Raw genomic sequence first — 20,270 nt, 5'->3', positions numbered from 1 at the left:
CGATGGCGCTGTCAGCATAATGTGAAAACGCGGCCCGAGTTCCCCCGTGAGCCCGAGGCGGTTGCGCGTTTGAGGCTGGACCGGGGCGCGGGGCCGATTTACACGGAGAGCATGAGCGAGAACGAAGATACCCCGCCCCAGTCCCTGACCTCCGAGCCATTGTCGCGCGCGATCGGTGATCGCTACCTGACTTATGCGCTCTCGACGATCATGCACCGGGCGCTGCCCGATGCGCGGGACGGGCTGAAGCCGGTGCATCGGCGCATCCTGTTTGCCATGCGCGAGCTGAAGCTGAGCCCAACGGGCGGTTTCCGCAAATCGGCCAAGATCTCGGGCGATGTGATGGGTAACTATCACCCGCATGGCGATGCCGCGATCTATGATGCGATGGCGCGTCTGGCGCAGGATTTCGCCATGCGCTACCCGCTGGTGAACGGGCAGGGGAACTTCGGCAATATCGACGGCGATAACCCTGCGGCCTCGCGCTACACCGAGGCGCGGCTGGCCTTCCCGTCCGAGGCGCTCCTTGACGGGCTGGCCGAGAACGCTGTCGATTTTCGCCCCAACTATGATGGCACGCTGGAAGAGCCGATCGTCCTGCCCGCCGCCTTCCCGAACCTGCTTGCCAATGGCGCAAGCGGTATCGCGGTAGGCATGGCCACGAACATTCCGCCGCATAACCTCGATGAGCTGGTCGAGGCTTGTCAGGCGATGATCCGCGATCCGGGCATTTCCGACGATACGCTGGTTGATCTGGTGCCCGGCCCCGATTTCCCGACCGGCGGCGTGATTGTCGAGCCGAAGGAGTCGATCCGCGAGAGCTACCGCACCGGGCGCGGCGCGTTCCGCCTGCGCGCGCGGTGGGAGAAAGAGGATCTGGGTCGTGGCCAGTGGCAGATCATCGTCACCGAGATCCCCTATCAGGTGCAAAAATCCAAGCTGATCGAGCGTCTGGCCGAACTGATCCAGACTAAGAAGGTGCCGGCACTGGCCGATGTGCGCGACGAATCCGCCGACGATGTGCGGATTGTCCTTGAACCCAAGACCCGCACCATCGACCCCGAAATGCTAATGGGGATGCTGTTCCGCAGTTCGGACCTAGAGTTGCGCTTCAGCATGAACATGAACGTGCTGATCGACGGACGGGTACCCAAGGTGTGCTCGCTCAAAGAGGTGCTGCGCGCCTTCCTCGATCACCGACGCGAGGTGCTGTGCCGCCGCAGCCAGCACCGCCTTGAGAAGATCGCGCACCGCCTTGAGGTGCTCAACGGCTATATCATCGCCTATCTCAACCTCGACCGGGTGATCGAGATCATCCGCACCGTGGATGAGCCCAAGCCCGCCCTGATGGCCGAGAACTGGGCCGTTACCGATGGCGAGCGGGTGTTCCTGACCGACGTTCAGGCTGAAGCGATCCTGAACATGCGCCTGCGCAGCCTGCGCAAGCTTGAAGAGATGGAGTTGCGCAACGAGCGCGACGCCCTGCTGGCGGAACGCAGCGAGCTTGAGGCCCTTCTGGGCAGCGACAAGGCCCAGTGGAAGCGGATCTCGGGGCAACTCAAGGATGTGCAGAAGCAATTCGGCAAGGGCACGGCCGCGGGCGCGCGCCGCACCGCGTTTGCGGATGCGACCGAGGTCGAGGAAGTGCCGATCGAAGCGATGATCGAACGCGAACCGATCACCGTGATCCTCTCGAAAATGGGCTGGGTGCGCGCCATGAAGGGGCATCAGGCGCTCGATGCCGAGGTCAAGTTCAAGGATGGCGACGGCCCGCTGTTCGCGCTCCATGCCGAGACGACGGACCGGATCGTGCTGATGGGCTCGAACGGACGTGCCTATACGCTGCTCGGGGCGAACCTGCCCGGCGGGCGCGGCATGGGCGAGCCGGTGCGTCTGATGGTCGATTTGCCGAACGAGGCCGATGTGACCCATATCCTGCTGCCCAAGCCGGGCGAGAAGTTCCTGATGGCCTCCTCCGATGGCGATGGCTTTATCGTGCCGGGCGAGGAACTGGTGGCCCAGACCCGTGCGGGCAAGCAGGTGCTCAACATGCGCGAAGGCGCGCGCACGCAGGTTTGCGTGCCGGTGTCGGGCGATCACGTCGCCTGCGTCGGCGAGAACCGCAAGGTTCTGGTTTTCGCGCTCGAAGAACTGCCAGAGATGGCGCGCGGCAAGGGTGTGCGGCTGCAAAAGTTCAAGGATGGCGGTCTGTCGGATGCGGTCACTTTCACGCTCGCGGACGGGTTGAGCTGGAAAGACCCCGCCGGGCGCACCCGCACCGAGACCGACCTGTCGGAATGGCTGGCCAAGCGCGCCTCGGCGGGCCGCATGGCGCCGCGCGGCTTCCCGCGCGACAATCGGTTCAACTGATCGCGCGAGCGGCTGCGGCGGCCTGTTGCGCCGCCGTCGTGGTCGCCGATCTCCGATCCGGGACGGGCCCGCCCCAAACCTGCGCCAAGACGCGCCGGAATGCGCGAAGCGGGCTTGATTTTTCTGCTTCGGGGCAATAGGTAGCCCGCGATATTGACTCGGGCCAATTCCGGCCCCCGAACCAGAGGCGCCCGCGATATGGCAAAGGCAAAGTTTGAACGGACGAAACCGCACGTCAACATCGGCACGATTGGCCACGTTGACCACGGCAAGACGACGCTGACGGCTGCGATCACCAAGTACTTTGGTGAATTCAAGGCCTACGACCAGATTGACGGCGCGCCGGAAGAGAAGGCTCGCGGGATCACGATCTCGACGGCCCACGTTGAATATGAATCGGCGAACCGTCACTACGCGCACGTCGACTGCCCCGGCCACGCCGACTACGTGAAGAACATGATCACGGGTGCGGCGCAGATGGACGGCGCGATCCTGGTTGTGAACGCGGCCGACGGCCCGATGCCGCAGACGCGCGAGCACATCCTGCTCGGCCGTCAGGTCGGCATTCCGTACATGGTCGTGTACATGAACAAGGTTGACCAGGTCGACGACGAAGAGCTGCTCGAGCTCGTCGAGATGGAAATCCGCGAACTGCTGTCGTCGTACGACTACCCCGGCGATGACATTCCGATCATCAAGGGCTCGGCTCTGGCCGCGATGGAAGGCCGCGACAACGAGATCGGCGAGGATTCGATCCGCGCTCTGATCGCCGCTGTCGACGAGTACATCCCGACCCCGGAGCGCGCTGTCGACCAGCCGTTCCTGATGCCGATCGAAGACGTGTTCTCGATCTCGGGCCGCGGCACCGTTGTGACCGGCCGTGTTGAGCGTGGCGCTGTGAACGTGGGCGACGAACTCGAGATCGTCGGTATCCGCGCGACCAAGAAGACCACCTGCACGGGCGTCGAGATGTTCCGCAAGCTGCTCGATCGCGGTGAAGCTGGCGACAACATCGGTGCGCTGCTGCGCGGTATCGACCGTGACGGCGTTGAGCGTGGTCAGGTTCTGTGCAAGCCGGGTTCGGTGAAGCCGCACACGAAGTTCGAAGCTGAAGCCTACATCCTCACGAAAGAGGAAGGTGGCCGTCACACGCCGTTCTTCGCGAACTACCGTCCGCAGTTCTACTTCCGCACCACGGACGTCACCGGCACCGTGAAGCTGCCGGAAGGCACCGAGATGGTTATGCCGGGCGACAACCTGAAGTTCGAAGTCGAACTGATCGCCCCGATCGCGATGGAAGAGAAGCTGCGCTTCGCTATCCGTGAAGGCGGCCGCACCGTCGGCGCCGGCGTCGTCTCGAAAATCATCGAGTGATTTCGATCACATCGTGACGGAAGGGCCGCCCTCGGGCGGCCCTTTTGCTTTGTGCGCTGGCGCGTTGCGTGGGGCAGGGCGGGCAGCCGCAAGCGATTGTGCGTGGCGGTGCAAATCGCTCTTGATTTCCCCGCGCGGCTCCTTTAGCACCCCGCCTACGGCCTAGGGGTATAGCTCAGTTGGTAGAGCATCGGTCTCCAAAACCGAGGGTCGTGGGTTCGAGTCCCCCTGCCCCTGCCAGGTCGTCCTCCGGAAAATCCAGATTGTATTGGCGCTGATCCGGGGCGCGGCCGCTACATGCGGCAAGGTGCTTGAATTCGCGCGTCCGAGCGCGTATCTGAACGCGGTCGCGCGTGGGTCGCCCACGCTGCAAAGAGAGGATGAGACGCATGGCAAACCCCCTTCAGTTCCTCCAGCAGGTTCGCTCGGAAGTGGGCAAGATCACCTGGCCTGCGCGCCGCGAGGTGATGCTGACCACCGGGATGGTCTTTGTCATGGCCGCGCTGACCGCGCTGTTCTTCTCGCTGGTAGACTGGATCATCCGTTTCGGCGTCAGCCAGATCATCGGCTGAGACCTTCGGTTCCGCCGGTTTCGCCTTTATGCCCTTGAAAAAGCGGCACTCGGGCGGTAAAGGGGCGGGACTTTCGGGGAGCCGGCGTGCATCGATTCGGTCATGCACGCTGTTTTTTGTTCTGAGAGCGACGGCCAAGCCGTTGATGTAATGGAATTTCGGCGCTCACGCGTCGGTGGAAGAAGGCAATGGTGAGCATGGCGAAGCGTTGGTATTCGGTGAGCGTTCTCTCGAACTTCGAGAAGAAAGTCGCCGAGCAAATCAAGCAGGCCGTGGAAGAAAAGGGCCTTCAGGACGAGATCGAAGAGGTCCTCGTTCCCACTGAGGAAGTGATCGAAATCCGTCGTGGCAAGAAGGTCACCTCGGAGCGCCGCTTCATGCCGGGCTATGTGCTCGTGCGGATGGAAATGACCGATCGGGGCTATCACCTGATCAACTCGATCAACCGGGTGACCGGTTTCCTCGGGCCGCAGGGCAAGCCGATGCCGATGCGCGACGCCGAGGTGAACCAGATCCTGAACCGCGTCGACGAATCGGGCGAGGCCGCCGCGCCGCGCAACCTGATCCGTTTCGAGGTGGGCGAGAACGTGAGCGTGACCGACGGTCCGTTCGAGGGCTTCTCGGGCATGGTCGAGGAAGTGGACGACGCCGCGGGCCGCCTGAAGGTGACCGTGTCGATCTTTGGCCGGCCGACACCGGTCGAGCTGGAATTCACCCAGGTGTCGAAAGTCGCCTGAGTGGGAGCCGTGGGAGGCGAGGGCTGAGGTCCGGACCGAACCACTAAACTTCGCGCCGCACGGCGTGACAGTGACAAGGAGAGGGCCACATGGCCAAGAAAGTCATCGGGCAGCTCAAGCTGCAAATCAAGGCTGGCGCCGCGAACCCGTCGCCGCCGGTCGGTCCCGCGCTCGGTCAGCGCGGCATCAACATCATGGAATTCTGCAAGGCGTTCAACGCGCGCACGCAGGAAATGGAAAAAGACATGCCGGTGCCGGTGGTTATCACCTACTACGCCGACAAGTCGTTCACCTTCGAGACCAAGACCTCGCCGGCCTCGTACTTCCTGAAGAAGGCCGCTGGCCTGAAGCCGGTTGGCAAGCGCAACCGTCCGAAGGGTTCGCCGAAGCCGGGTCGTGAAGTCGCCGGTTACGTGACCGTCGCTCAGGTGCGTGAGATCGCCCAGGCGAAGATGAAGGACCTTTCGGCGAATGACGTCGAAGCCGCGATGCAGATCATCCTCGGCTCGGCGAAGTCGATCGGTATCGAGGTGAAAGGGTAAGCCATGGCCAAGCTCGGTAAACGTACGGCCGCTGCGCGCGCCGCTTTCGAAGGCAAGGACAATCTCTCGGTTGAAGAGGCTGTCAAGCTGATCAAGTCGGCGGCTTCGGCCAAGTTCGACGAAACCCTCGAGATCGCGATGAACCTGGGCGTTGACCCGCGTCACGCCGACCAGATGGTCCGCGGCGTGGTTCAGCTGCCGAACGGCACGGGTAAGACCGTGCGCGTTGCAGTGTTCGCCCGTGGCGCCAAGGCTGACGAAGCCAAGGCCGCTGGCGCGGATATCGTCGGTGCGGAAGACCTGATGGAAACCATCCAGTCGGGCAAGATCGAATTCGATCGCTGCATCGCGACCCCGGACATGATGCCGCTGGTCGGCCGTTTGGGTAAGATCCTCGGCCCGCGCAACCTGATGCCGAACCCGAAGGTCGGCACGGTGACCATGGACGTCGCGACCGCTGTGACCGCTGCCAAAGGCGGCGAAGTGCAGTTCAAGGTCGAAAAGGCCGGCGTGATCCACGGCGGTATTGGCAAGGTCTCGTTCTCGGAAGACAAGCTGGCCGAGAACGTGCGCGCCTTTGTCGACGCCGTTTCGAAAGCCAAGCCCACGGGCGCCAAGGGCACCTACCTCAAGAAGGTGTCGCTGAGCTCGACCATGGGCCCGGGCGTTTCGCTGGACCTCACCTCGGCGACCGCCAAATAAGATTTTGCCGGGAAACCGGCGAATGACGGGGCGTTCGCTCGCCCCGTCCTGTCCGAGACGGAGGGTGCCGGTTCCCGGCTTAATTTCCTTCCTGAGATGGGGAACGAGAATTTCCGAGGGCGACCTCGGGCGATCTTCTCGGGAACCGATCGGACCCGATCCTCAGGGCATTCGCCCGGGGGAAAATGAGAGCCGGGGGGAAACCCCCATACTTGGAGTGTAACCGTGGATAGAGCCCAAAAAGAGAAAGTGGTCGAGGAACTCGGCCAGATCTTCGAAAGCTCTGGCGTCGTGGTGGTTGCCCACTACGAAGGCATGACGGTTGCTCAGATGCAGGATCTCCGTTCGCGCATGCGCGAAGCCGGTGGTTCGGTTCGCGTTGCCAAGAACACGCTCGCCAAGATCGCCCTTGAGGGTAAGCCCTGCGAAAGCATGGCCGGCCTTCTGACGGGTATGACCGTCCTTGCCTTCTCCGAGGATCCTGTGGCTGCGGCCAAGGTCTCGGTGGACTACGCCAAGGCGAACGACAAGTTCGCAATCCTTGGCGGGGCCATGGGCACGGAGGCTCTGGATCCGGCCGGTGTCAAAGCTGTCGCTGCCATGCCGTCGCGTGAAGAGCTTATCGCTCAGATCGTCTCGTGCATCGGTGCGCCGGCTTCGAACATCGCTGGTGCCATTGGCGCGCCTGCTTCGAACATCGCGGGCATCCTCAAGACTCTTGAGGAGCGGGAAGCCGCCTGAAGCAACCAATTGCCTTCGTTGGGATAAGCCCGACGTTGGAAAACCCTATATCAGAATGGAACGGAAAAATGGCCGATCTTAAAGCCCTCGCTGAGCAAATCGTCAACCTGACGCTGCTGGAAGCCCAAGAACTGAAAACCATCCTCAAAGACGAGTACGGCATCGAGCCGGCCGCCGGTGGCGCCGTCATGATGGCTGGCCCGGCTGCTGCCGCTGCCCCGGCTGAGGAAGAAAAGACCGAGTTCGACGTCGTCCTGACCGACGCCGGCGCGAACAAGATCAACGTGATCAAAGAAGTCCGCGCGATCACCGGTCTGGGCCTGAAAGAAGCCAAGGACCTCGTGGAAGCTGGCGGCAAGGTCAAAGAAGGCGCTGCGAAAGCGGAAGCCGAAGAGATCAAGAAAAAGCTCGAAGAAGCCGGCGCGAAAGTCGAGCTCAAGTAATCGAGCCGGATGCCTGCGCATCCACTTGCTTGAAAATTGGCTGGGTCCGGGCTTGTCCCGGGCCCAGCCGAACCTGTCTCGGAGAGGGCTAATCGCCCTTTAGCCCTCTCCAAGGCGGCGTTCGCGGTTCGGGAGCCATCCGGTGGGACGGGTGGCAGGTATGGGACCGCCCCCCTTCATTCGCCTGCGGCGCGCACCGGGCCCCGACGTTGCGCACCCGCGAAGAGACGAAAGGTCACGACGAGCATGGCTCAAGCTTACGTTGGTCAGAAGCGCATCCGCCGCTTCTACGGCAAAATCCGTGAAGTCCTTGAAATGCCGAACCTCATCGAGGTTCAGAAAGCTTCCTACGATCTGTTCCTGCGTTCGGGTGAAGCCGAAAAGCCGCAGGACGGCGAGGGCCTCCAGGGCGTTTTCCAGTCGGTTTTCCCGATCAAGGATTTCAACGACAACGCAATTCTCGAATTCGTCAAATACGAGCTGGAAAAGCCGAAATACGACGTCGATGAGTGCATGCAGCGCGACCTGACCTATTCGGCCCCGCTGAAGGTCACCCTGCGCCTGATCGTGTTCGATCTGGACGAAAACACCGGCGCGCGTTCGGTGAAGGACATCAAGGAGCAGGACGTGTTCATGGGCGACATGCCGCTCATGACCCCGAACGGCACCTTCATCGTGAACGGCACCGAGCGCGTCATCGTGAGCCAGATGCACCGCTCGCCGGGCGTGTTCTTCGACCATGACCGCGGCAAGACCCATTCGTCGGGCAAGCTGCTGTTCGCCTGCCGCATCATTCCCTACCGCGGTTCGTGGCTGGACTTCGAGTTCGACGCCAAGGACCTCGTGTTCGCGCGTATCGACCGTCGCCGCAAGCTGCCGGTGACCACGCTGCTCTATGCGCTTGGTCTCGACCAGGAAGGCATCATGGATGCCTATTACAACACGGTGAACTTCCGCGCCGAGGGCAAGCGCGGCTGGGTTTCGCGCTTCTTCCCCGAGCGCGTGCGCGGCACCCGTCCGACCTACGATTTGATCGATGCCGGCACCGGCGAGGTCATCCTGAAGGCGGGCGAGAAAGCCACCCCGCGGATGGTCAAGAAGTGGATCGACGAGGGCAAGATCACCGAGCTGCTCGTGCCGTTCGAGCACATCCTGGGCCGCTTCGTCGCCAAGGACATCATCAATGAGTCGACGGGCTACATCTATGTCGAGGCCGGCGATGAGCTGACCGCCGATTACGACAAGGAAGGCCAACTTGTTGGCGGCACCGTCAAGACGCTGCTCGACAATGGCGTCACCGATATTCCGGTGCTCGACATCGATAACGTCAACGTCGGTCCGTACATCCGCAACACGATGGCCGCGGACAAGAACTGGAACCGCGATTCCGCTCTGATGGACATCTATCGCGTGATGCGTCCGGGCGAGCCGCCGACCGTCGAAGCCGCCTCGTCGCTGTTCGACACGCTGTTCTTCGATAGCGAGCGTTACGACCTGTCGGCCGTTGGTCGCGTGAAGATGAACATGCGCCTCGACCTCGACGCGCCGGACACGCAGCGCACGCTGCGCCGCGAAGACATCATCGCCTGCATCAAGGGCCTGGTGGAACTGCGCGACGGCAAGGGCGAGATCGACGACATCGACCACCTCGGCAACCGCCGTGTGCGTTCGGTCGGCGAGCTCATGGAGAACCAGTACCGCGTCGGTCTGCTGCGCATGGAGCGCGCGATCAAGGAGCGCATGTCGTCGGTCGAGATCGACACCGTCATGCCGCAGGACCTGATCAACGCGAAACCGGCCGCGGCCGCGGTGCGCGAATTCTTCGGCTCCTCGCAGCTGTCGCAGTTCATGGACCAAACCAACCCGCTCTCGGAAGTCACGCACAAGCGTCGTCTTTCGGCGCTCGGGCCGGGCGGTCTGACCCGCGAGCGTGCGGGCTTCGAGGTCCGCGACGTTCACCCGACCCACTACGGCCGGATGTGCCCGATCGAAACGCCCGAAGGTCAGAACATTGGTCTGATCAACTCGCTGGCCACCTTCGCCCGCGTGAACAAGTACGGCTTCATCGAGACCCCCTACCGCAAGGTGGAGGACGGCAAGGTGACGGACGACGTGGTCTACATGTCGGCCACCGAAGAGATGCGCCACACGGTCGCGCAGGCGAACGCCTCGCTCGACGCCGAGGGCCGTTTCACCAATGAGCTCGTCTCGACCCGTCAGGGCGGCGAATTCATGCTCAACCCGTCCGAGGCCGTGGACCTGATCGACGTGTCGCCGAAGCAGCTGGTTTCGGTCGGTGCGGCGCTCATCCCGTTCCTGGAAAACGACGACGCCAACCGCGCTCTGATGGGTGCGAACATGCAACGTCAGGCCGTGCCGCTGCTGCGTTCGGAGGCCCCCTATGTGGGCACCGGCATGGAAGCGGTCGTGGCGCGCGACTCGGGTGCGGCGATCATGGCCAAGCGTGGCGGGATCATCGACCAGGTCGATGCCTCGCGTATCGTTGTGCGTGCGAACGAAGACCTGGGCATGGGCGATGCCGGCGTTGACATCTACCGTCTGCGCAAGTTCAAGCGCTCGAACCAGTCCTCGACCATCAACCAGCGTCCCATCGTGAAAGTGGGCGACATCGTTGCCAAGGGTCAGGTCATCGCGGACGGTCCCTCGACCGATCAGGGCGAACTGGCCATCGGCCGCAACGTGGTCGTCGCCTTCATGCCCTGGAACGGCTACAACTACGAAGACTCGATCCTGATCTCCGAGCGGATCCACCGCGACGACGTGTTCACCTCGATCCATATCGACGAATACGAAGTTGCCGCGCGTGACACCAAGCTCGGGCCGGAAGAGATCACCCGCGACATCCCGAACGTCGGCGAGGAAGCCCTGCGCAACCTCGACGAAGCCGGTATCGTCTATATCGGCGCCGAGGTCGGCCCGGGTGACATCCTCGTCGGCAAGATCACTCCGAAGGGCGAAAGCCCGATGACGCCGGAAGAAAAGCTTCTGCGCGCCATCTTCGGGGAAAAGGCGTCGGACGTGCGCGACACCTCGCTGCGCCTGCCGCCGGGTGCCTATGGCACGATCGTCGAGGTTCGCGTGTTCAACCGCCACGGCGTGGACAAGGACGAGCGCGCGCTGCAGATCGAGCGTGAGGAAGTCGAACGTCTGGCCCGCGACCGGGACGACGAACTGGCGATCCTTGAGCGCAACATTTACGCGCGTCTGAAGTCGCTGATCATCGGCAAGACCGCCGTCAAGGGGCCGAAAGGCGTCAAGGCCGGTTCGGAGATCAATGACGAGCTGCTGAGCACGCTGTCGCGTGGCCAGTGGTGGCAGCTTGCGCTGGAAAACGAGAACGACGCCAAGGAAGTCGAAGCGTTGAACGATCAGTTCGACGCTCAGAAGCGCGCGCTTGAGCTGCGCTTCGAGGACAAGGTCGAGAAGGTCCGCCAGGGCGACGACCTGCCTCCGGGCGTGATGAAGATGGTCAAGGTCTTCGTCGCGGTGAAGCGCAAGCTTCAGGCCGGCGACAAGATGGCCGGTCGTCACGGTAACAAGGGTGTCGTGTCGAAAGTCGTTCCGATGGAAGACATGCCCTTCCTGGCCGATGGCACTCCGGTTGACCTCGTTCTGAACCCGCTCGGCGTGCCGTCGCGTATGAACGTCGGTCAGATCCTCGAGACGCACATGGGCTGGGCCGCGCGCGGTCTGGGCCTGCAAATCGACGAGGCCATCAAGGAATACCGTCGTTCGGGCGATCTGACCCCGGTGCGCGAAGCCATGAAGCACGGCTACGGTGCGGAAACCTACGAGGAAGCCTTCGCCGCGATGGACGAAGACCGCTTCGTGGAATGCGCCGAAACCGTTCGTGGCGGCGTTCCGATCGCGACCCCGGTCTTCGACGGTGCCAAGGAAGCCGACGTCAATGACGCGCTGATCCGCGCGGGCTTTGACAAGTCGGGCCAATCGATCGTCTTCGACGGCCGCACGGGCGAACAGTTCGCGCGTCCGGTTACCGTGGGCGTGAAGTACTTCCTCAAGCTGCACCACCTTGTCGACGACAAGATGCACGCCCGTTCGACCGGTCCTTACTCGCTTGTGACCCAGCAGCCGCTGGGTGGTAAGGCGCAGTTCGGTGGTCAGCGTCTGGGTGAGATGGAGGTCTGGGCGCTGGAAGCCTACGGCGCCGCCTACACCCTGCAAGAGATGCTGACGGTGAAGTCGGACGACGTGGCAGGCCGGACCAAGGTCTATGAGTCGATCGTCAAGGGCGAGGACAACTTCGAGGCCGGCGTGCCGGAATCGTTCAACGTTCTCGTCAAAGAGGTCCGGGGCCTCGGCCTCAACATGGAACTCCTGGATGCGGAGGACGAGGAGTGAGGGGTTCACCCCTCATTCCCTCCCCTCTGCCCTCATTCAAGGAATAACAGATGAACCAGGAACTGACCCAAAACCCGTTCAACCCGCTGGCCGCGCCCAAGCAGTTCGACGAGATCAAGATCTCGCTGGCCTCGCCCGAGCGCATCCTGTCGTGGTCCTACGGCGAGATCAAAAAGCCCGAGACCATCAACTACCGGACCTTCAAGCCGGAGCGTGACGGTCTGTTCTGCGCGCGTATCTTTGGCCCGATCAAGGATTACGAGTGCCTGTGCGGCAAGTACAAGCGCATGAAGTATCGCGGCGTCGTCTGCGAGAAATGCGGCGTCGAAGTCACCCTCCAGAAGGTGCGCCGCGAGCGCATGGGCCACATTGAGCTGGCCTCGCCCGTCGCCCACATCTGGTTCCTCAAGTCGCTGCCCTCGCGCATCGGCCTGATGCTGGACATGACGCTGCGCGATCTCGAGCGCATCCTCTACTTCGAAAACTACGTCGTCATCGAGCCGGGTCTGACCGACCTGAGCTATGGTCAGCTGCTGACCGAAGACGAGTATCTGGACGCGCAGGACCAGTATGGCGCCGACGCTTTCACTGCCAATATCGGCGCTGAAGCGATCCGCGAGATGCTGGCCGCGATCGATCTGGACGCCACCGCCGAGCAGCTCCGCGAAGAGCTGAAGGAAGCGACCGGCGAGCTGAAGCCCAAGAAGATCATCAAGCGTCTGAAGATCGTCGAGAGCTTCATCGAATCGGGCAACCGCCCCGAGTGGATGGTGCTGACCGTGCTTCCGGTGATCCCGCCGGAACTGCGTCCGCTCGTGCCGCTCGATGGCGGCCGTTTCGCGACTTCGGACCTGAACGACCTCTATCGCCGCGTCATCAACCGCAACAACCGCCTCAAGCGCCTCATCGAGCTGCGTGCGCCCGACATCATCGTGCGCAACGAAAAGCGGATGCTGCAGGAATCGGTCGATGCGCTGTTCGACAACGGCCGTCGCGGCCGCGTCATCACGGGCACCAACAAGCGCCCGCTGAAGTCGCTCTCGGACATGCTCAAGGGTAAGCAAGGCCGCTTCCGTCAGAACCTTCTGGGTAAGCGCGTCGACTTCTCGGGCCGTTCGGTCATCGTGACTGGTCCGGAACTCAAGCTGCACCAGTGCGGTCTGCCCAAGAAGATGGCGCTCGAACTGTTCAAGCCCTTCATCTACTCGCGCCTTGAAGCCAAGGGCCTGTCGAGCACCGTGAAGCAGGCCAAGAAACTGGTCGAGAAAGAGCGTCCCGAGGTTTGGGATATCCTGGACGAGGTGATCCGCGAGCACCCGGTTCTGCTGAACCGCGCGCCGACGCTGCACCGTCTGGGCATCCAGGCTTTCGAACCCGTTCTGATCGAAGGTAAGGCGATCCAACTGCACCCGCTCGTCTGCTCGGCGTTCAACGCCGACTTCGACGGTGACCAGATGGCCGTCCACGTGCCGCTTTCGCTGGAAGCCCAGCTGGAAGCCCGCGTGCTGATGATGTCGACGAACAACGTTCTGTCGCCCGCCAACGGCTCGCCGATCATCGTTCCCTCGCAGGACATGATCCTTGGCCTCTACTACACCACGATGGAGCGCAAGGGCATGCCGGGCGAAGGCATGACCTTCGGTTCGGTCGAGGAAGTGGAGCACGCGCTGAACGCTGGCGTCGTGCATCTGCACGCCAAGATCAGTGCGCGCATCAAGCAGATCGACGAAGAGGGCAACGAGGTCTTCAAGCGTTACGAGACCACCCCCGGCCGTATGCGTCTGGGTGCTCTGCTGCCGCTGAACGCCAAGGCGCCGTTCGATCTGGTGAACCGCCTGCTGCGCAAGAAGGACGTTCAGAACGTCATCGACACCGTCTACCGCTACTGCGGCCAGAAAGAGTCGGTGATCTTCTGTGACCAGATCATGGGTATGGGCTTCCGCGAGGCCTTCCGCGCCGGCATCTCGTTCGGCAAGGACGACATGGTGATCCCCGATACCAAGTGGGACATCGTGAACGGCGTGCGCGATCAGGTCAAAGAGTTCGAACAGCAGTACATGGACGGCCTGATCACTCAGGGCGAAAAGTACAACAAGGTTGTCGACGCCTGGTCGAAGTGCTCGGACGCCGTGGCCGGCGAGATGATGAAAGAGATCTCGGCCGTGCGCGTGGACGATGCGGGCATGGAGAAAGAGCCGAACTCGGTCTACATGATGTCGCACTCGGGTGCGCGGGGTTCGCCGGCGCAGATGAAGCAGCTTGGCGGTATGCGCGGCCTGATGGCTAAGCCGTCGGGTGAGATCATCGAGACGCCGATCATCTCGAACTTCAAGGAAGGCCTGACCGTTCTTGAATACTTCAACTCGACCCACGGCGCCCGTAAGGGTCTGGCCGACACCGCGCTCAAGACGGCGAACTCGGGTTACCTGACCCGCCGTCTGGTGGACGTGGCGCAGGACTGCATCGTGCGTTCGCACGATTGCGGCACCGAGCGTGCGATCACCGCTTCGGCCGCGGTCAACGATGGCGAAGTTGTCGCGCCCCTGTCCGAGCGTGTTCTGGGCCGTGTGGCCGCGGACGACGTTCTGGTTCCGGGTTCGGACGAAGTCATCGTGCGCAAGAACGAGCTGATCGACGAGCGCAAGGCCGATCTGGTCGAGCAGGCCGGCGTGCAGTCGGTGCGGATCCGCTCCGCTCTGACCTGTGAGGCCGACGAGGGCGTTTGCGCGCTCTGCTACGGTCGTGACCTGGCGCGCGGCACGCTGGTGAACCAGGGCGAAGCGGTGGGTATCATCGCCGCGCAGTCGATCGGTGAACCCGGCACGCAGCTGACGATGCGGACGTTCCACATCGGCGGTATCGCTCAGGGTGGTTCGCAGTCCTTCCAGGAAGCGAGCCAGGAGGGCAAGATCGAGTTCCGCAACGCCAACCTGCTGACCAACGCCAATGGCGAACAGATCGTCATGGGCCGCAACATGCAGATGGCGATCATTGACGAGCACGGCGAAGAGCGGGCGAGCCACAAGCTCACCTACGGCTCGAAGCTGCACGTCAAGGAAGGCGACGCGGTCAAGCGCGGCACCAAGCTTTACGAATGGGACCCCTACACCCTTCCGATCATCGCCGAAAAGGCGGGTGTGGCGAAGTTCGTGGACCTGGTTTCGGGTATCGCCGTGCGCGAGGAAACCGACGAAGCGACCGGCATGACGCAGAAGATCGTCACGGACTGGCGGGCGGCGCCGAAAGGCAATGACCTCAAGCCCGAGATCATCATCGTCAACGCCGATGGCGAACCGGTGCGCAACGAGGCTGGCAACCCGGTCACCTACCCGATGTCGGTCGACGCGATTCTGTCGATCGAGGACGGTCAGGAGATCAAGGCCGGTGACGTTGTCGCCCGTATCCCGCGCGAAGGCGCGAAGACCAAGGACATCACCGGCGGTCTGCCGCGTGTGGCCGAACTCTTCGAAGCTCGTCGTCCGAAGGATCACGCCATCATCGCCGAGATCGACGGCTATGTGCGCTTTGGCAAGGACTACAAGAACAAGCGCCGCATCGCCATCGAGCCGTCGCAGGAAGGTCTGGAGCCGGTCGAATACATGGTGCCGAAAGGCAAGCACATCCCGGTGCAGGAAGGCGACTTCGTGCAGAAGGGTGACTACATCATGGACGGCAACCCGGCGCCGCATGACATCCTGCGCATCATGGGGATCGAGGCTCTGGCCGACTACCTCATCGACGAGGTGCAGGACGTCTATCGACTGCAGGGCGTGAAGATCAACGACAAGCACATCGAGGTGATCGTTCGCCAGATGCTGCAAAAGATCGAGATCCTCGACTCGGGCGACACGACGCTGCTCAAGGGCGAGCACATCGACAAGGCGGAGTTCGAAGAAGAGAACGCCAAGGTCGAAGCGCGCGGTGGCCGTCCGGCCTCGGGCGAGCCGGTGCTCTTGGGTATCACCAAGGCCTCGCTGCAGACCCGCTCGTTCATCTCGGCGGCCTCCTTCCAGGAGACGACCCGCGTGCTGACCGAAGCCTCGGTTCAGGGCAAGCGCGACAAGCTCGTCGGCCTGAAAGAGAACGTGATCGTCGGCCGTCTGATCCCGGCGGGCACGGGTGGCGCGACCACCCGCGTGCGCAAGATCGCTGCGGACCGCGACCACAAGGTCATCGAGGCACGTCGCGCCGAGGCGGAAGCCGCGGCTGCGCTGGCGGCTCCGATCGTCGAAGAGGCTGATTTCGGTCCGGTCGAGACGCCGGAAAGCCGCGATTAATCGCGTCTTGAGCAAGTAAAACCAGACCCCCGCGCGATCCGCTCGCGCGGGGGTTTTTCCTTCCTGGGGCCGAATGTCGCAGGTGCGACGGAGGTCGCGGGCGATAGCGTTGAAACAGATTATTGGCCCAGAAGGAGATTGAGATGAACACAGGCGCAAAGATGTTGGCTGTCGCATTGGCGATGTCGGTGGCGATGCCTGCCTGGGCGGTGACGTTCCGCGAGGGCGAGGCGCAGCTGCGTCAGGCCTATGGCGCCTATCGCGCCGCGTTGTTCCTGAGCAACCAGGGCAAACAGGCTGAAACCGCCGCAGCGCTCGAGAAATTCGACGGCGCCTGGAGCCAGATCGTCGCTGACTGGACGATCGACCCGCCGCCGCAATATGCCGAGGACACTGCGCTGGCAGAGACCTTCACCACCGTCAACGGGCTGATCGCTGCGGCAGGCCAGCAGGTCGGGGCAGGGGATTTGCCGACCGCGCATCTCACGCTTGAAGAAGTGCGCGAGGCCGTGGCCGGGCTGCACATGCGCAACGATATCGTCGGCTTCTCGGACCGCATGAACGCCTATCATGCTGTGATGGAAGAGGTGCTCGAGACGGACTTCGCGGCGCTTGGTGATGCTGGCATGGCACGGATGCAGGCCGAGGCGGCGGTGCTTGAGCACCTTGCTGCTGAAATCCTTGCTCATCCCGCGCCAGAGGCGGCCGATCCGGCCTATGCACCGCTGGCCGAGGGCTTCGCCGCCTCGGTCAAGGCGTTTGGCGACGCCGCGCGCGCCGGCGATCTGGCGGCCGGGATCGCCGCGCAATCGGGCCTCAAAGTGCCCTATTCCAAGCTTTTCGCCAAGTTCGGCTAATCGCTGCACAGGCGGCGGGGCGCGCCCTCGCCGCCTGTGACGTTTACATCCGCCTGACCTGCGAGTAAGAGGAGGCCAACCCAACAAGGGTGGCAAATGGTTGTGGGGCCATGACGGACGTAACAATCGTAATCCCGGCGAAAAACGAGGCTTCGAATATCGAGGAGCTTCTGGACGGTATCGACGCCGCGCTGGAACCGGTGTGCGACTACGAGGTGATCGTGGTCGATGATGCCTCGGACGATGGCATGGCCGCGATCTTGCTGGCGCGCCGCGCCCGCGCGCCGCGACTGCGCGTGCTGCGTCATGACCGCTCTGGCGGGCAGTCGGCGGCGGTGCATTCCGGCGTTCTGGTCGCGAAAGGCGCTGTGATCTGCACGCTCGATGGCGACGGGCAGAACCCGCCCTCGGAACTTCCCAAGCTGATGGCACCGCTTCTGGCCGAGGGCTCGGAGGCAATCGGCATCGTTGCCGGGCAGCGCGTCGGGCGGCAGGACACGATGTCCAAGAAGCTCGCGTCGAAATTCGCCAACGCGATCCGCTCGCGCGTGCTCAAGGACGGGACGCGCGACACCGGTTGCGGGCTCAAGGCCTTCCGCCGCGAGGCTTTCCTGCGCCTTCCCTATTTCGATCACATGCACCGCTACCTGCCCGCTCTGTTTGCGCGCGACGGCTGGCAGGTTGCCCATGTCGATGTCAGTCACCGCCAGCGGGGCGGGGGGCGCTCGCATTATTCCAACCTGCAACGCGGGCTTGTCGGCGTCGTCGATCTGGCCGGCGTTGCCTGGCTCTTGCGTCGTCGCAAGAAATCCCGCCCCACTGAGATCGCGGAGTAATCCATGCACTGGCTGATGACCGTTCTGCACGTGGACAGCACGACCGAGCTTTGGTGGGTTGTCTTTGGCTTCCTTGCGCAGGGGATGTTTACCGCGCGCTTTCTGGTGCAGTGGATCGCCTCGGAGCGCGCGCGGGATTCCGTGATCCCGCTGGCGTTTTGGTATTTCTCGCTGGCCGGGGGCGTCATGCTGCTCAGCTATGCGATCTACCGCACTGACCCGGTGTTCATTCTCGGGCAGGCACTTGGCGTGATCATCTATATTCGCAACCTTTGGCTGATCTATGCCAAGCGTCGCGATGAAGCCTGAGGCGCAGGGCTGGTTCCGGCCAGCGTTTGTCTTCGTCGCCGCGATCTCCGGGTTGCGGCTGTTGGCGCTGGCCTTCAACCGGACGGACCTGTTTGTTGATGAATCGCAATACTGGCTTTGGGGCCAGAACCTCGATTTTGGCTACTACTCCAAACCGCCGTTGATCGGCTGGGCGATCCGGCTCGTGACCGATCTGGCGGGATCGGACAGCCCGTTCTGGGTCCGGATGCCGGGGGCGGTGTTGCACGGGGTGACCGCGCTGGTGCTTGGTGCCGTCGCGGCGCGGTTGGCTGATCGGAGCGCCGCGATCTGGACGGCGGTGCTTTACGTCACGCTGCCTTTCGTGGTGGTCGGCTCGTTGCTGATCTCGACCGATACGATCATGGCGCCGTTCTATGCGCTGGCGCTGCTGTTCTGGCTGCGCGCGGCGCAAGAGGGCAGGGCGCCTGACGCCGCTCTGGCCGGGGCGAGTGCAGGTGCTGCGTTTCTGGCGAAATATGCCGCGATCTACCTGATCCCGGGCCTAGTGCTGGCCATGCTGTTGGCCCCGCAGTTCCGCATCGGCTGGCGCAATGCGCTGCTGGCGGCTTTGGCCTTCGGCGCGGTGATCTCGCCCAACGTGCTGTGGAACCTGACCCATGATCTGACCACCGTCGAGCATACGATGGACAATGTCGGCTGGGTGCGCGGTGGTGCGACGTTGAATTTCGCCTCGATGGCCGAGTTTCTGGCCAGCCAGTTCGCGGTTTTTGGGCCGATCGCCATGGCTGCTCTGATCTGGGGTGTCGTCACGGCGCGCCGGAACGTGCGCGGCGTGCTGGCGGTGCTGAGCCTGCCGCCGCTGGTCGCGGTGACGGTGCAGGCGCTGCTCTCGCAGGCCTATGCCAATTGGGCGGTGGCCGCCTACTTCCCGGGGACGGTTCTGGCGGCGATGATCCTGCCGGGGCTGTGGCGCCGTGTGGCGCTCGCGCTGAACTTGATCATCGTGGTGGCCTTCCCGCTGTTGACCCTTCTGGCCCCTTGGCCCGAGCGCGACGGCGAGCCGCTCGTGCGCCGCTATCTTGGCCGGGCCGAGTTGAGCCGCGAGATCCTCGATCTGGCGCGGGCCGAGGGCGTTCCGGTCCTGGCCGCGAACCGCGATATCCTGGCCGATCTGCTCTACACAGGGCGCGACAGCGGCATCGCGATCTATGCCCCGCGCCCCGAAGGCCGCGCGCGGCATTATTACGAGCAGAACTACGCGCTTCCCGAAGGCTTTACCGGACGCATCCTTGCAATTCAGGCCGCAGCCCCGGATTGTGGGGCGGGGCCCGTTGCCCCGCTCGCGGCCTTTTCCCTGTCGGGATATTGGTCGAGCCGGGCAGTTGCGCCTTACCTTGTGGATGCGGAGTGTCTGAATGCCGCCGATTGATTACCAGATGACGGGGCGCTGGCTGTTGGCCGGATGGCTGGCGGCGCTGGCGCTGTTCGTCGGCGCGCCCTCGGTGGATCTGGTGCTGTCGAACCTGTTCTGGAACCCTTGGGACGGCTTTCGCGTGATCGGAAACCCGATGTGGGAGTTCCTACGCCAGCGCATCTGGGATCTCTCAATCCTCGTCTTCCTCCTGTCGCCCTTCGCGATGTGGCGCGCGCTGGCGCGCCGTCGTAACGTGCTTGGGTTGTCGGCGCGGGCCTGGGGTTTTGTCTTTACGCTCTACCTTCTGCTGCCCGGCCTGCTGGTGAACGGCTTTCTCAAGGCCTACTCGGGCCGTGCCCGCCCGGCCACGGTCACCGAGTTTGGCGGCGATCTGACCTTCACGCCCGCCTGGAGCTTCGTCGATCAATGTGCGCGCAACTGCTCGTTTGTGTCGGGCGAGGTCTCGGCGGCGGTCGCTCTGGCGCTGGTGATCCTGCTCTGGCGCTTCTCGGCTGAGCGGATAGAGCGTTGGGTAGGCAATTACGCCATCGTGGTTGCCGTGTTCATTCCGGCCTTTATCGCCGCGCAGCGGGTGGTCACGGGGCGGCATTTCGTCTCGGATGCGGTCTTTGCGGCCTTGGTCACGCTCAGCGGGGCCTGGTTGCTTTACGCCGCCTTCGAAGGCCGCCTCGGTTGGTTTCGCCTTGGTGGCAAGGAGCGGGTTTGACCCT

15 protein-coding genes and 1 tRNA gene are annotated in these 20,270 nt (G+C 63.2%); all 16 read left to right on the top strand.

Features of this window, described 5'->3' with window-relative positions; translation table 11 throughout:
- Positions 1-111: 111 nt before the first annotated feature.
- The 16 genes from parC to N3C64_RS10655 all read left to right on the top strand — a co-directional run bounded on the left by parC (position 112) and on the right by N3C64_RS10655 (position 20,266).
- Positions 112-2,370: a DNA topoisomerase IV subunit A gene (gene parC / locus N3C64_RS10730; protein ID WP_260014347.1), complete on the top strand. Its 2,259-nt coding sequence runs from the start codon at positions 112-114 to the stop codon at positions 2,368-2,370.
- Positions 2,371-2,568: 198 nt separating this feature from the next.
- Positions 2,569-3,744, top strand: a complete 1,176-nt coding sequence (gene tuf / locus N3C64_RS10725) for an elongation factor Tu (RefSeq protein ID WP_218630887.1) — start codon at positions 2,569-2,571, stop codon at positions 3,742-3,744.
- A gap of 164 nt (positions 3,745-3,908) precedes the next feature.
- Positions 3,909-3,984 (top strand) — tRNA-Trp (locus N3C64_RS10720).
- Positions 3,985-4,133: 149 nt separating this feature from the next.
- Positions 4,134-4,316 (top strand): preprotein translocase subunit SecE, encoded by a 183-nt coding sequence (secE, locus tag N3C64_RS10715; RefSeq protein ID WP_218630902.1) that lies wholly within the window; start codon positions 4,134-4,136, stop codon positions 4,314-4,316.
- Between the two features lie 197 nt (positions 4,317-4,513).
- A complete protein-coding gene (gene nusG / locus N3C64_RS10710; RefSeq protein WP_218630901.1) occupies positions 4,514-5,053 on the top strand; it encodes a transcription termination/antitermination protein NusG in 540 nt (179 codons plus the stop codon).
- An 89-nt stretch (positions 5,054-5,142) separates the two neighbouring features.
- The gene (gene rplK / locus N3C64_RS10705; RefSeq protein WP_218630900.1) at positions 5,143-5,595 is read left to right on the top strand and encodes a 50S ribosomal protein L11; all 453 of its coding nucleotides are present in this window, start codon (positions 5,143-5,145) and stop codon (positions 5,593-5,595) included.
- Positions 5,596-5,598: 3 nt separating this feature from the next.
- Positions 5,599-6,297 (top strand): 50S ribosomal protein L1, encoded by a 699-nt coding sequence (gene rplA, locus N3C64_RS10700; RefSeq protein ID WP_218630899.1) that lies wholly within the window; start codon positions 5,599-5,601, stop codon positions 6,295-6,297.
- 225 nt (positions 6,298-6,522) lie between these two features.
- On the top strand, positions 6,523-7,038 hold the full coding sequence (gene rplJ / locus N3C64_RS10695; protein ID WP_218630898.1) for a 50S ribosomal protein L10: 516 nt from the start codon (positions 6,523-6,525) through the stop codon (positions 7,036-7,038).
- A gap of 68 nt (positions 7,039-7,106) precedes the next feature.
- Positions 7,107-7,481, top strand: coding sequence for a 50S ribosomal protein L7/L12 (gene rplL / locus N3C64_RS10690; protein WP_218630897.1), 375 nt, complete (start codon positions 7,107-7,109; stop codon positions 7,479-7,481).
- 246 nt (positions 7,482-7,727) lie between these two features.
- Complete coding sequence (gene rpoB, locus N3C64_RS10685; RefSeq protein WP_218630896.1) at positions 7,728-11,864, top strand: DNA-directed RNA polymerase subunit beta; 4,137 nt, start codon at positions 7,728-7,730, stop codon at positions 11,862-11,864.
- A 50-nt stretch (positions 11,865-11,914) separates the two neighbouring features.
- Entirely contained in the window at positions 11,915-16,141 is a 4,227-nt protein-coding gene (gene rpoC, locus N3C64_RS10680; RefSeq protein WP_218630895.1) for a DNA-directed RNA polymerase subunit beta', read from the top strand.
- Between the two features lie 143 nt (positions 16,142-16,284).
- Positions 16,285-16,998: a hypothetical protein gene (locus N3C64_RS10675; protein ID WP_260014342.1), complete on the top strand. Its 714-nt coding sequence runs from the start codon at positions 16,285-16,287 to the stop codon at positions 16,996-16,998.
- 110 nt (positions 16,999-17,108) lie between these two features.
- Entirely contained in the window at positions 17,109-17,834 is a 726-nt protein-coding gene (locus N3C64_RS10670) for a glycosyltransferase family 2 protein (RefSeq protein WP_260014340.1), read from the top strand.
- A gap of 3 nt (positions 17,835-17,837) precedes the next feature.
- On the top strand, positions 17,838-18,143 hold the full coding sequence (locus tag N3C64_RS10665; RefSeq protein ID WP_260014338.1) for a lipid-A-disaccharide synthase N-terminal domain-containing protein: 306 nt from the start codon (positions 17,838-17,840) through the stop codon (positions 18,141-18,143).
- Positions 18,133-19,554, top strand: a complete 1,422-nt coding sequence (locus N3C64_RS10660; RefSeq protein ID WP_260014336.1) for an ArnT family glycosyltransferase — start codon at positions 18,133-18,135, stop codon at positions 19,552-19,554. Before N3C64_RS10665 ends, N3C64_RS10660 begins: the two co-directional genes overlap by 11 nt.
- On the top strand, positions 19,541-20,266 hold the full coding sequence (locus tag N3C64_RS10655; RefSeq protein ID WP_260014334.1) for a phosphatase PAP2 family protein: 726 nt from the start codon (positions 19,541-19,543) through the stop codon (positions 20,264-20,266). The genes N3C64_RS10660 and N3C64_RS10655 overlap by 14 nt, the downstream gene beginning before the upstream one ends.
- Positions 20,267-20,270: the final 4 nt, after the last annotated feature.

It is taken from the genome of Sedimentimonas flavescens (genome assembly GCF_025154035.1).
Taxonomy (GTDB): domain Bacteria; phylum Pseudomonadota; class Alphaproteobacteria; order Rhodobacterales; family Rhodobacteraceae; genus Rhodobacter; species Rhodobacter flavescens.
The sequence above is the reverse complement of the archived record's forward strand: the minus strand, read 5'-3'. Positions and strand labels throughout refer to the sequence as shown.